The sequence below is a fragment of the Oceanobacillus sp. FSL K6-2867 genome, from assembly GCF_037963145.1.
GTDB lineage: Bacteria > Bacillota > Bacilli > Bacillales > Amphibacillaceae > Oceanobacillus.
This window is the reverse complement of sequence record NZ_CP150144.1, coordinates 2890498-2903839: the sequence shown is the minus strand read 5'-3', so window position 1 is coordinate 2903839 and position 13342 is coordinate 2890498. Positions and strand designations below refer to the sequence as shown.

Annotated in this window: 16 protein-coding genes; 1 reads left to right on the top strand and 15 read right to left on the bottom strand. The window is 38.8% G+C overall.

All coding sequences use genetic code 11. From position 1 onward, the window contains the following. Positions 1-130: 130 nt before the first annotated feature. From NSQ77_RS14100 to NSQ77_RS14050, 11 genes are all read right to left on the bottom strand, one after another. Complete coding sequence (locus tag NSQ77_RS14100; RefSeq protein WP_339226673.1) at positions 131-1285, bottom strand: CoA transferase; 1155 nt, start codon at positions 1283-1285, stop codon at positions 131-133. Between the two features lie 68 nt (positions 1286-1353). Then, positions 1354-2226, bottom strand: a complete 873-nt coding sequence (locus tag NSQ77_RS14095) for a hydroxymethylglutaryl-CoA lyase (RefSeq protein ID WP_339226672.1) — start codon at positions 2224-2226, stop codon at positions 1354-1356. Positions 2227-2286: 60 nt separating this feature from the next. Beyond that, positions 2287-2946, bottom strand: a complete 660-nt coding sequence (locus tag NSQ77_RS14090; RefSeq protein WP_339226671.1) for a GntR family transcriptional regulator — start codon at positions 2944-2946, stop codon at positions 2287-2289. 217 nt (positions 2947-3163) lie between these two features. Continuing rightward, the gene (locus NSQ77_RS14085) at positions 3164-4201 is read right to left on the bottom strand and encodes a Na+/H+ antiporter NhaC family protein (protein ID WP_339226670.1); all 1038 of its coding nucleotides are present in this window, start codon (positions 4199-4201) and stop codon (positions 3164-3166) included. A gap of 60 nt (positions 4202-4261) precedes the next feature. Next, entirely contained in the window at positions 4262-4600 is a 339-nt protein-coding gene (locus NSQ77_RS14080; RefSeq protein WP_339226669.1) for a hypothetical protein, read from the bottom strand. Positions 4601-4630: 30 nt separating this feature from the next. Next, entirely contained in the window at positions 4631-5902 is a 1272-nt protein-coding gene (locus tag NSQ77_RS14075; protein WP_339226668.1) for a dihydrolipoamide acetyltransferase family protein, read from the bottom strand. A 14-nt stretch (positions 5903-5916) separates the two neighbouring features. Further along, positions 5917-6912 (bottom strand): alpha-ketoacid dehydrogenase subunit beta, encoded by a 996-nt coding sequence (locus NSQ77_RS14070; protein WP_339226667.1) that lies wholly within the window; start codon positions 6910-6912, stop codon positions 5917-5919. A gap of 1 nt (position 6913) precedes the next feature. Then, the gene (gene pdhA, locus NSQ77_RS14065) at positions 6914-7978 is read right to left on the bottom strand and encodes a pyruvate dehydrogenase (acetyl-transferring) E1 component subunit alpha (protein ID WP_339231017.1); all 1065 of its coding nucleotides are present in this window, start codon (positions 7976-7978) and stop codon (positions 6914-6916) included. 95 nt (positions 7979-8073) lie between these two features. Beyond that, positions 8074-9186 (bottom strand): amino acid dehydrogenase, encoded by a 1113-nt coding sequence (locus NSQ77_RS14060; protein ID WP_339231016.1) that lies wholly within the window; start codon positions 9184-9186, stop codon positions 8074-8076. Positions 9187-9228: 42 nt separating this feature from the next. Further along, entirely contained in the window at positions 9229-9633 is a 405-nt protein-coding gene (locus tag NSQ77_RS14055) for a thioesterase (protein ID WP_339226666.1), read from the bottom strand. Positions 9634-9823: 190 nt separating this feature from the next. Continuing rightward, positions 9824-10465, bottom strand: coding sequence for a GntR family transcriptional regulator (locus tag NSQ77_RS14050; protein ID WP_339226665.1), 642 nt, complete (start codon positions 10463-10465; stop codon positions 9824-9826). 661 nt (positions 10466-11126) lie between these two features. Here NSQ77_RS14050 and ric point away from each other — a divergent pair. Beyond that, positions 11127-11825, top strand: a complete 699-nt coding sequence (gene ric, locus NSQ77_RS14045) for an iron-sulfur cluster repair di-iron protein (protein ID WP_339226664.1) — start codon at positions 11127-11129, stop codon at positions 11823-11825. A gap of 59 nt (positions 11826-11884) precedes the next feature. Here ric and NSQ77_RS14040 read toward each other — a convergent pair whose 3' ends face one another. From NSQ77_RS14040 to NSQ77_RS14025, 4 genes are all read right to left on the bottom strand, one after another. Then, a complete protein-coding gene (locus tag NSQ77_RS14040; RefSeq protein ID WP_339226663.1) occupies positions 11885-12115 on the bottom strand; it encodes a glutaredoxin domain-containing protein in 231 nt (76 codons plus the stop codon). A gap of 154 nt (positions 12116-12269) precedes the next feature. After that, positions 12270-12569: a rhodanese-like domain-containing protein gene (locus NSQ77_RS14035; RefSeq protein ID WP_339226662.1), complete on the bottom strand. Its 300-nt coding sequence runs from the start codon at positions 12567-12569 to the stop codon at positions 12270-12272. Positions 12570-12585: 16 nt separating this feature from the next. Next, positions 12586-12945 carry a rhodanese-like domain-containing protein gene (locus NSQ77_RS14030; RefSeq protein ID WP_339226661.1) on the bottom strand — a complete coding sequence of 120 codons (360 nt, stop codon included), beginning with the start codon at positions 12943-12945 and terminating at the stop codon, positions 12586-12588. A gap of 131 nt (positions 12946-13076) precedes the next feature. Then, on the bottom strand, positions 13077-13337 hold the full coding sequence (locus NSQ77_RS14025) for a metal-sensitive transcriptional regulator (protein WP_339226660.1): 261 nt from the start codon (positions 13335-13337) through the stop codon (positions 13077-13079). Between the last annotated feature and the right edge of the window lie 5 nt (positions 13338-13342).

Genomic DNA, 13342 nt, shown 5'->3' with positions numbered 1-13342 from the left:
TTAAATGTAATGACTTATAATTTCCTCTCTAAAAAAAGTCAATTGAATGAAGTGGCGGATTGGCTGTTAATATCCACCACTTCTGCAGATGTTTAAGCTAAAATAATATCCATATAATTTGTTTATAAGCTTATTGCTTACTTTTTTTCGGTAGATATTCTGAATTATGTTCACCTAATTTAGGCCCAATTGTTCCAATATCCCCAGGTGTTTCGGATAACTTTGGCACAACCCCCGGTACTCTGACACTCTTCCCACCCGGCAATTCAACTGTTTGGAGCATGTCGCGTGCCTGGTATTGTTCATCATTTACGATATCTTCTATACTATAAATTGGTCCAACTGGTACACGAGCTTCATCAAGAATTTGCTGTACCTCTTTCTGGGTATGCTGCTTTGTCCACTCCTCTATAATCTCATCAAGATAATCAACATTTTCTGCCCTGCCTTGATTAATCGCGTACACGGGATCTTCCGCAAGCTCAGGTCGTCCCATTGCATTCGCAAAACGTTTAAATATACCGTCACTGTTTGCTGCAATCACAATATATTTTCCATCTGCACAAAGATACGTATTCGATGGAGCTATTCCTTCCAAAGTAGCTCCAGTTCGCTCCCGAATGATCCCTTTCAGGTCATATTCAGGGAGCACACCTTCCAGTAAAGAAAATACAGATTCAGTAAGGGCTACATCGACGTATTGGCCTTTTTTCGTTGGATCGTTATCCCTGACCCTAAGTGCCATCAGTGTACCGAGTGCTGCGTATAAAGCAGCGATAGAATCACCGATAGCTAAACCAACACGAACCGGTGGACGATCAGGAAAACCTGTTAGATAACGGAGGCCGCCCATTGACTCTGCAACACTGCCAAACCCTACTTTATCCCGATATGGACCGGTTTGACCATAACCGGATATTCGAGTCATAATAATGCTTGGATTCACCTGTTTTAAATCTTCATATCCAATTCCCCACCTTTCAAGTGTACCAGGGCGGAAATTTTCAATTACCACATCCACCTCTTTTGCTAATTCCCTTATCATTTCCTGTCCTTCTTCTTCACGAAGATTAATCGTAATGGATTTTTTATTTCTTGCATGCACATACCACCATACAGATGTATCATGGTGCATAACTCGCCAGTTTCTTAAAGAGTCACCTTTTCCTGGATCCTCTACTTTTATCACTTCAGCACCAAATTCACCAAAGATCTTTCCGACAAAAGGAGCAGCTACAAAGTTTCCTAATTCTAATACTTTGATTCCTTCTAGTGGTTTTTTCATTATGCCCATCCTCTCTCAAATCGTTTAACTCCCTGAACACTTAATATTCAGATATTGTATACAAATAATTACACACTAGTTTGCTTTTTTACCATATCCTGAAACATCTGATCCATATTGTTTAACTTATCTATATTTATTCCAGTCTCTATTCTCTGATTTTCCAAAAAGTTCACTACTTGGCTTGCCTGCACATTCCCTGGTGATCCTGGCGCATATGGGCACCCACCTAATCCTGCCTGTGCTACATCATAGATAGAAACGCCTGATTGAATACCTGCTATAATATTGGCGAGCGCATACCCATAAGTGTCGTGAAGATGCAGACTTAATGTCAGGTCAGGATACTTATCTTTAATACGACTACAATATTCATATATCATTTTTGGCGTTGCTTTCCCTATGGTATCTCCCAAACCAACTTCATCTACACCATTTTCAACCATTGTCGTAACGATTCGTTCAACTTCTTGATAAGGAACCTCTCCCGCATATGGACAAACAAAAGCTGTAGCAACTGCCCCCATTGTTTTTCGGCTATGACTTTTTATTTCACTTATTAAATCACTTACGTTTACCAACGATTCATTTGTCGTCCGGTTCAAATTAGCTTCATTATGTCTCGTACTGGCTGAAAGGAAGAAAACGGCAGTATCAATATTGGTTTTCAAAAACCGTTCGAGCCCCCTTCTATTAGGAACCAAAGCATCATACTGAATACCTTGAATTTTAGGCAGTCCCTTCGCCAGCTCATCAGCATCGCTAAGGGCCGGTACCCACTTTGGATGGACAAAGGAAGTAACTTCAATCCGTCTGAACCCAGCATCAATCAACACATCCAAGCCAATAAGCTTATTCTCCGTCCCAATGAAAACGGCTTCATTTTGAAACCCGTCTCTTAACGTAACATCGCGAATGCTTACTTTTTCAGGAAAATTCACGTGTAAATTCACTCCTTATGATTTATGATAATGAAGTAAATGAATCATTTACCAATTCATTTATTTATACCCATATTGTTCCAGATAATAATTATAATCCTTTTGAATATGGTCTCTCATATGTTTCTCTGCAGATTTTGCATCTCTGTTTAAAATATCTAAGCAAATTGCTTCATGTTCAAAGAAGCCCTCTGCCATCCTATTTGTTTTTGTAAGAATAATGTTTCGGTAAAATAGAATTAAAGAATGAAGCTGATTCATCATTTTGATGAGGAAAGGATTTCCACTGCATTCCAAGATTAAATCATGGAATTTTCGACTTAGTTTCTTCATATGCTCAAAATCTTCTGCTATCATAATGCCCTTCATTTTCCTGAGCAGTTCATTAATTTCTGTTAACTGTATATTATTGCTGCGCTCAGCTGCAAGTGATGCAGCCAGAGGCTCTAAACTTAAACGGCACTCATATAAATATTTAAAATCATCACTTGAAGGCCTGAAAACTCTCACTCCACCACGGGGATGACTTGCTACAAGCCCCTCACTTTTCAATTGCTTTATGGCCTCGCGTATAGGACTCCTGCTTACCCCTGTTTCTTCTGCAATTTGTTGCTCCACAACCCTTGCCCCAGGTTCCAATTTTCCATTTACAATTTTATCGTGCATATATTCATGCACTTGAACTTGAAGTGTCTTGGATGTATCTAGAATGAACGTCAATTACCTCACCTTTTCTCATAAAATTCAAATAATGTATACAATCAATTGCAAAGTAGTAAATTAACGCTTCTGTATAGATTGAGTTGAGTTTTATTATAATCATGGAATAATCTGCAGTCAATATTTTTTGAATATTTAGCTAGTATTTTTACATATACTGCAGAGATGGGAGGAAGCATCAGCTCCTCCCTTCTATTTATTATCTGCCTGAAACGTATTATCCCATCTTACTTTCTTCAACTGATTCAAACTGAACAGGATCCACTGCAGCAGCTTCCGTATAGGTCAGCGTTTTCCCAGTAATTCCAAAAATAATCGTCAAAATTGGGCATAACAAGCAAAAGAAAGCAAATGGCAAATACGATAAAGTCGGTACACCTAAAACGCTTGCTATAAATACACCGCATACACTCCATGGAACAAGTGGGTTAACTACCGTACCGGCATCCTCTGCCACTCTTGATAGATTTTTATTTGCTAAACCGAGTTTTTGATATTGCGACTGGAACGTTTCTGTTGTTAATAGAATAGATAGATATTGTTCCCCTACCAGCACATTGACTCCGATGGCATTTAGAGCAGAGCCAATGATTACGGACTTAGCAGATTGCAAAATTCTTTCCACGGTTTCAAATAGTCTTGGGACAATCCCTAACTTAAACAATAATCCTCCCATTCCTAATGCAAGTAAAATAATCGCAATCGTAAAAAACATGCTTTCCATTCCGCCCCGTGTCAGCAAGGAATCGATTTGTTCAATACCTGTCTCTGAGACGTAGCCTCCATATAAGATTCCAAGTAGGCCACCAATTGAAGGAATCGTATGGAAAATCGAGACAAGGATAGCACTAATCGTACCAGCTGTGAGCGATAATAATGCAGGTGCCTTAAAGATAGAAAAAATAACTAAGACAGCAAGTGGAATGACCGCATTATACCAGTGAATCAGCCCTGTATCCAAAAGCCCTTGCTGATATAACTCCATTTCACTGAAGTTCGCAGTTGAAATACTCGGTGATATAATTCCGAAAATCACCAATCCAATCAGGAATGCAGGAACAGTTGTCCACATCATATTTCGTATATGCTCAAACAAATCGACCTTCAGAATACTGGAAGCCATGTTCGTTGTATCCGAAATCGGAGACATTTTATCACCGAAAAATGCACCAGATACAATCGCTCCAGCTGTGATTGCCAGTGAAATATCAAGAGCCTGGGATATTCCAATAAAAGCTAATCCGACTGTTGCCACTGTTGTTAAGGAACTGCCAACACAAATACCAACGACAGAGGTTACGATTAAAACAATGGCTTAATAAAAACTTGGTGTCACTAATTCGAATCCAGCATAAATCAAAGTCGGAATGGTCCCACTATAAATCCAGGCAGCGATTAAAATACCGATCATAAAGAAGAGAAAGACGGCACCCATTCCGGATGCAGCACCTTCTGAAAAGCCTTCCTGCAATTTTTCATAAGGGATTTTTTTCATAACTCCATAAATGATCAGCAATAATAATGAAATCGTCAATGGGATATGAGGTGGAGCTTCATAATAGATAATACTGACACTCATAATAGCGATGATAGCTGAGAGTACTAGAAGAGCCTCAGGCAAAGACGGCATTTGCTCAGGTTTAATTCGAAACATAATGAATCCCCTTCATTTTAATTTGTTAGATCAACTGAGTTCCACTATTAGCAGCTTTGGCTTTTCGAGTAACGCTTTAAGCCTGTTTGTAAAGGCTATTGCGTTTCCTCCATCTGTTACACGATGGTCGAATGTTAGGGTCACATTCATCATCGACCTGATAACTATCTCATCATTATCGCCTACAACCGGAACTTTTTTCGTTTTATGAAAAGCCATTAATCCAACCTCCGGATAATTGATGATTGGCGTAGCACCAATACTTCCCATTGGCCCAACATTGCTGATCGTAAAGGTGCTTCCGGTCATCTCTTTCAATGTCAGTGTATTTTCTTTTGCTTTGCTCATTAGTTCTTTCATTTCTTTGTGAATTATGAGGATTGATTTTTCATCTGCGTTTTTAATGACTGGAACAATTAACCCCTCTTTCGTGTCCGTTGCGATTCCCATATGAACACTTTTTTCCAATCTGATTTCTTCTTTTTCCTCATGAAGCTTAGCATTAAAGATTGGATGTTCTCTCAATGATATTGTAAGTGCCTTTATAAAAAACGCTGCAACAGATACATCGGCATCAGGCTTAATCTCTTTTCTAAACTGCAGTAACTCGGTCATATCAATCTCTTCCATATGATGAACATGTGGGATCGTAAAAATGGATGTTGTCATTTTTTTAGCAATTTGTTTGCGTCTGCCTTTAAATGGAATAATATCTGCTTCCTCTTTTTCACTGGCCGACTGTTTTTCTGTTGTCCCTTGAAAAAATTGGTGTTGTAATTGTTTAACAGCGGGCTTGACTTTTGTTGCAGCACTCTCTCTGTTCTGAGCATACTGCTGAACATCTTCAATCGTAATGCGTCCAGCTTTACCGGTTCCTTCCACCAATTCAATATCCACATCAAGTTCTCTGGCAATCTTCCTCGTGTATGGTGCTGCTTTTATTCGTTTAGGTCCATTTGTTTTTGCCAGCTTTGTTTGTGTTTTGTAGCCATCACTCACTGCTGATTGTACAGAATGGCTGGATTCTTCTTTTTGTGTTGCTGAAGACTCTGTTTTCTTAATAGAATCCTCTGCTTCAATCGTCAAAATCGTTGTTCCTACAGGGATAGTTGTCCCCTCAGCAATATAAATTTCTTTAACAATCCCTTTAGCTGGTGCTGTTAATTCGGCAACCATTTTTTCCGTCTGCAGTTCCACAATTGGCTGATCTTCCTCAACCTGATCTCCTTCTTGAATAAAATAAGTCAGTACATCCCCCTCTGTCATTCCTTCTCCAATATCATGTAATTTTACCTCAACCATTCGCTCCACCTCCCTTAAAAATGAATCACTTTATAAATTGCATCCGTTACACGTGCTGGTGTCGGAATATTATGTTCTTCCAGAGCCCAAAAAGGCACATGAACATCTGCACCGGTAACACGTTCAATTGGTGATTTCATATATAAAAATGAAGTATCATTAACAATTGAAATAATATCATTTCCTAATCCTCCGGTTGCTGGAGCTTCATGAACAACGACACAGCGTCCGGTTTTCTTTACGGATTCGGCGATAATGGCTTTATCAATCGGGTATAAAGTACGTAAATCAATGACGTCACAGCTAATCCCTTTATCTGCTGCCTGTTCGGCTGCCTTCATTGCAACGGGTACCATTGCCCCCCAGGCAATCACCGTTGCATCGTCCCCTTCTCGCAAATATTTCCCTTTCCCGATTTCAATTTCATATTTTTCTTCTGGAACTTCTCCTCTAACAGCACGGTATAATCTTAGTGGTTCCAGAAATAGTACCGGATCTGGATCCTCTATTGCCGAAATAAGAAGTCCTTTTGCATCATATGGATTAGATGGGCAGACAACTTTTATCCCCGGCATATGGGTAAATAATGCTTCCATACTATCCGAGTGGATTTCTGGAGCCCTTACTCCAGCTCCATATGGTGCACGAATCACAAGTGGTACGGTAAAGGAACCTTTCGTACGGTAACGCATTCTCGTCGCATGGGTCATAATTTGTTCATATGCAGGATAAATAAATCCTAAAAATTGAATTTCTGCTACTGGAAGCAGTCCGTTCATTGCCATCCCAATTGAAGACCCGATGATTCCTGCTTCACTCAATGGTGTATCAAACACCCTCTTTTCACCAAACTCCTCCTGCAAGCCATCGGTTGCCCGAAAGACGCCTCCATTTTTTCCAACATCTTCCCCTAATACAACAACTTCTTCTTTTTCTTCAAGCATCGTTCGCATTCCATCAGTAATGGCCTGAATAAGCGTCAATTGTTTCGTTTTCGATATGGTTATCATGTCATCTTTCACCCCGCAAATGATTGATATATTCTTCCTTTTGCTGTTCAAGCGTCCATGTCGGTTTTTCGAACATATAATCATAAATATCATTTACATTCGCTGGTGGCATCGTCTCCAAAACTTTTACCGCTCCATCAATTTCTTCTTTAATTTCCCCTTTTATTTGTTCTGCGAGTTTTTCATCCCAAAATCCGTAAGCTTTCATAAATCGTTCCAATCTGGTAACCGGGTCATTCTGACGGCGCTTTTCATTTTCCTCTTTTTGATTGCGATACTTCGTAGGGTCGTCTGCAGTTGTATGTGCACCATACCGCCATGTTACAGCTTCAATTAAACTTGGGCCCTCTCCATTTCTCGCTCGTTCTAATGCTTTTTTTGTTTCAAAATAAGCTGCAAATATATCATTCCCGTCAATTCGAATACCTGGGATTTCATATGCAATTGACTTCTGTGCAATCGTCTCAGAATGCATCTGTTTCCAGATTGGTGTTGAAATAGCATATTGATTATTCTGATTAAAGAAGACGACAGGTGCTTGGAAAACACTAGCAAAGTTTAAACCCTCATGAAAATCTCCTTCAGATGTCGCTCCGTCTCCAAAATAGGCAATAACAGCTTGTGATGAATTTTTATATTTATTTGCCATGGCTATACCAGCTGCAATCGGAAGCTGTGTTGCGATTGGAACGGAAGGCGGCAATATATTTTTCCCTTTAGGCGGCAGGTTCCCCTCCACTCGGCCATTCCATGAAGATAAAATATTATAAGATTTTCCAAACGTAATACTTGCCGCATGATCCCGATATGTTGGCAGCATCCAATCATCTTCCTCGAGTGCTAGAGCACTTCCCACCTGTGCTGCTTCCTGTCCTTCAAAACCTGGATACGTACCGAGCCTGCCTTGGCGCTGCAAGTTGATTGCCTTTTGATCAAATGCCCGCATACAAATCAGCTGCCGGTAAAATTGCTGGACTAATGATTTATCAATTTGATCTATATAAGATGTATCAGTAATTTTTCCATTTTGGTCCATGATTTGTATCATTGGAAATTCTTCCTGCATATCTCGTTTCATGGCCATCACCTCTTTAACTCTTCATTTTTTTCTTATAAGTAATTTTTCCTATATAATATTACTAATCTAAAAAGTTCAGGGAATTACTCTCTTATATTCCATTTCGGTCTGCGCTTGCGAGCATAAAAGTTATTTCGATTTTTCTGTTCATTCAATACGGTGCGTACTTTTCTATTTGCTGCTTCTACCGTTGTAATCGCATCCATTTCTGCTTGCTGATAGATATCATAAAGCGAATGGTAGATTGCTTTTGTCTTTACAAGTACCCGTTTAGAATTAGGACCATATAATTCATCCGCAACTTGGATTAGACCCCCGGCATTAACAATATAATCCGGAGCGTATAAAATCCCCTTTTCTTGAAGTGTTTTTGCGTGATTTAGAGTTTGCAGCTGATTGTTTGCTGAACCAACAATAGCTCTTACTTGCAGCTGTTCGACGGTTTGGTCATTGATAATTGCCCCCATTGCACAAGGGATAAAGATATCTGCATTTGTACGATAAATGGCGTCACTATCTACCACATGGACTTCTCCATTTGTCTCTTCTGCTTTTGTTTTTATCTGACTAAGTACATCCCGATTAAGATCAGTGACATAAATTTCGGCTCCAGCCGCTAATAATTGTTCGGCTACCTTATAACCGACTTTTCCTAATCCTTGAATCGCATATGTTCTGTTTCCCAAATCTTTATGTTTAAACAGGTATTCATTCGTTGCTTTTAACGCGTAAACCACTCCATGTGCGGTTGAAATAGAGGAATCACCGCTTCCTCCATATGCCTCAGGAATTCCATTAATAAAATTGGTTTCCTTAAATGCCTCCACAAAATCATCGGTTGTTGTTCCCATATCTGTACCTGTATAAAAACGGCCATTCAAGGAATCAACAAATTGTCCAAATGACCGAAATAATGCTGGTGATTTATCTTTTTCGGGATCGCCAATAATGACTGCCTTTCCCCCACCAAAATCCAGACCGGAAGCTGCACATTTATAGGTCATCCCTTCTGACAGTCGCAGGACATCCTCCAATGCCTCATCAACACTTTTATAAGGGTACATCCTTGTTCCGCCCAATGCAGGTCCGAGGGTAGTGTCATGAATGGCTATAATTGCCTGAAGTCCAGTTGCCGGGTCATTACAGAACATCACTTGTTCATGATTTGCTATTTTTTCAAATGTATTTTTCTCCATTGGTTTGACTAGTTCAAGCTGTTTCAAAAAAACTACCTCCACTTATTTATTTAGCTGCAATTGTTCATCTAATTTGCTTTGCATCGTATTTTTTGGCAGAATTGCCTGTTTCACTTCTCCTTCCCCGATGATACCGTTTTCATTTTTAGCAGTAACTTTTGTTATTACTTGCTTTTCGGTAATACTTGTTACGACAGCTTCCACCTTAACTTTCGTTCCTAATGCTGATGGGGCGATGTGCTTGAGTTTTACAGCGGCTCCTGCGCTTTCCTCATGTTCTCTCAGAAAAGGAAGTAACAGGTCCCTTGATACCCATTCCATGTGATAGACCATGGAAGCGGTGGAATAAGCAGGATGTACTAATTCGTCGCCAAATTGAGCAAACATATCTTCCGTCACTTCTATTTCGAGAATGGCCGAGTCCCCGACTTTCAATTCTCCCTTCATTTCTTTCACCCTTTCCCTGAATCAAGTATATTTGTTTAAGTGCATCCATATAAGATTTAAAAATAGCAACTAACTTTTTACTATCTTTATTATTTTCAAAATATTACAGCTCTAATTATATTCACCCAACAGTTAACTGTCAACCAAAAATTAAAAACAAATAAAAAATCTTAATCCATTTTTAATCGGATTAAGATTTAATATGCATTAACACACCTTCCAGAGCTTTTTTAATATGGATGCTCATTAAATTGGCTGCTTCTTCTTCATTCCCGCTAAGCATCAATTCATAAATTTGTTCATGGTCTTCTATAAAAGAAGGGTAAAACGATCCACCAACCATACTCTTTCGCATATAATGCGTTTTAACTTTGATAACTTCAAGCAATTTAATCAGTTGCCCATTGTTGGAAGCTTCGGTAATGATTGTATGGAATTGCTGATCCAGCTGACCAAGTTCTGGGGAATCCGGTTTCACTTTTTTCGTTTCCTGTAAATTATGAGCTAAACTTTCCTTTACTTCGTCAGTCAGATTCTTAATAGCAAGGCGAACGGCTAACACTTCAAGACTTTCCCTGCACTCAAATATATCCACAACATCTTCTACTGTTGGCTCATACACCTTTACGAAACCATCGTTATAGATTAGCAGGCCATCCTGCGTTAACATCCGAATCGCTTCTCTTACTGTTCCCCTGCTAGTCCCAAGCTTACTTGCGACCTTAGCTTCTACGACACGTTCAGCAGGCTTTAAGTTTCCTTCCATAATTGCTTCTTTAATCAAATGATAGGCTTGTAAATGCAAGGATTCTGACTTAATAATTTTCCCCATCATAACAGCTCCTTCTGCTAAACTAATCTGCGTATATTAAATAACTAATTTATCTTTTTAACTTGTTAGAGGTTGTTGAAAAAGTCCGGTAAAAATGACACATCAAAAGCAGTAGACCTTCAACTAAGTACCGACACGTCCTATGACGAACGTCGAAGTCACCACATCCTGTGGAAGCTCGTTGGCTTGGCTTTTCCGTTCCTTGCGTATTAATTGCATACGCTCCGGTACGGGGAGCTACGCCGCCTCGAACTTCGACGCATAGGACGTGCTAGTGTCGGCGTTGCAACAAATCTTTTCGGTGGGACGAGTAATCGCAGTCCCAGGACGTTGCGACCTTAGCCGACCTCAGTCCTTTTTATCCTCCTTTTTGAACCCACACTTGTTAGATAATCCTTCAGTTGGCTTTTGAAATACCCTAAGATTCAAAACCACTTTTAATATATAACCCATAACGGTTTATGCTTACTAATATAGCATAAAAAATACACAAGAGGGAAAAGAAGATTGATAAATAGATAAATTCAATTGATACTGCTGTATAAAGATTTGTTACTTCTAGCAACTCTATAAAAAAATTGTTTCTATGTGATTTCCATCACAGAAAAATCGAACAACCTCCATTATCATGAAGATAGATAAATAAATTGGAGGTCATAATATGAATACATTTACAGTTAAGCATACACCAGCAGAAATCGTGAAGGTTTTTCCAAAAGCGAGTGATCTGTTCAAGAAAAGACGTATCGACTTTTGCTGTGGGGGAGATCGCCCATTGGGTACCGTTTTCACTGAAAAAAGTATGGATGAAGCCGCTGTTCTGTCAGAATTGAATACTGCATACGATAGCTGGAGAAAAGAAGACCATGAGGTTATCGATTGGGACGGGATCCCACTTTCCGAATTAGTGGATCATATTGTCGACAAACATCACGCTTATTTAAACGAGGAGCTTGCTCCATTAGGACAATTTGTAACGAAAGTTTTCCGTGTACATGGAGCCGCACATCCCCATCTTCAGGAACTGCACAAATTATATAATAATTTTAAAGTGGACATGGAAGCACATATGATTAAAGAAGAGACTGAAGTATTTCCATTGATTAAGGAATACGAAAAAAATCCAAGTCAGGAACTTGCAGAGAGGATTCATGAAGCAAATGGCGGATTAGAGGATGAACACGAGTCACAAGGGGATATTTTAAAAAGAATACGAGAAATTACAAATGATTTCATCCCGCCAGCTGGAGCTTGCAATTCCTATCAAATAACGTATGCAAGATTAGCAGGGTTAGAAACAGATACGTTCCAGCACGTTCACTTAGAAAATAATGTGCTGTTTAAACGGATTAAATCATAAGATTGGAGATCGGAAGTTACTCCCTTCCGATCTCTCTTTTTTCTTGTATACTCCAGGCTTTATCTTAACGCCATCATAATCTTATTTGGATCAAAGCCTACAATCCATTGACCATTGACCTCTGTTTGAGGAACTCCCATTTGTCCTGTTGTTTTTACAAGCTTTTGCATAATTTCAGGATTTGTTTCCACATTCACTTCTTTAAATGGAATGTTTTTTTCTGATAAAAAGTTCTTTACCATAACACAATATGGACATGTTGTTGTTGTATAAACAGTTACTGTATTCATTTTCAAATCTCTCCTTATTTATTTACTTAAACAGTATAGTTTTTTGAATAAATATTTTATATCACACTTCCCGCATACCTATACAGGTATTTATAAAGCTAAAAAAGTGTGGCAACTATCATTTTTTACAAGCAATCCGACAGCCTTCTTATTCTCACTCTGTTTTGCCATCCCAGTTATTCATTCCGTCAATCATATCCTCTACTTTAAAGCCTAATGCTTCCAGAATCCCGCAAGCAGCTTTACTGCGATTACCTGATCGGCAAACAATCACATAGTTTTTTTCCTTATCTAATTCACCTTTGCGCAGAGCGAGTTGACCTAAAGGAATATGATTTGCACCAGGTATTTTGCCGGCAGCTACTTCACTGCTTTCCCGAACATCAATTACAGATACTTCTTCACCATTTTGAAATCGGTTCGCTACTTCTTCTGGTGTTACTTGCTTTACCATGATTCAACCTCTTTTCCTAAATCCAGGCACCCATACCGCCCTTAACATTGTATATCCTTTGAAAGCCTTGTTTCTTCAGCATTTTTGCTGCTCTTTGACTTCTCATACCACTTTGACAAATAACAACGACTTCTTTTTCTTTATCTAAAGTATTCATTTTGCCAGGTAAATTGGATAAGGGAATATTTTTAAATGGTTTCCGGTGGTTTGCTTTATATTCACCAGGCGTACGAACATCAATAAATTGTACTTCATTATCCTTAAATTTACTTTTAGCCTCCTGAACACTAATACTCGTAATACCTTTTGCTGGCATAAAACGATTAATAAGAAATGCTGCAATTATTATTACAATAATCCATTGTATAATATCCATAAAATACTTAACTCTCCTAATGGGTATATTTTAGCTATTTAGTTCGGGAAAACGATCTACCCTATACCTAAACGGGTATATTAATATTTTTAAAAAATTCATTGACTCTCCCTATAACTGAACAGCTGAACTTATCTGCTTTTAACTAATAAACTTACTGCTTCTTTCACCACTTGATTTGTATTTTCACCATTTGCTATATTTTCCCGAACACATTGTTCTAAGTTCATACTTACAATCAAACCGATGGTACGATCGACTGCACTTCGTGAAGCAGATAACTGAGTAATGACATCTTTACAGTCTTCGTTCTTCTCAACCATACTTAAAACGCCTCTGATCTGTCCTTCAATTCGTTTTAATCGATTGACAACCGCTTTATCATATTCCATTTATT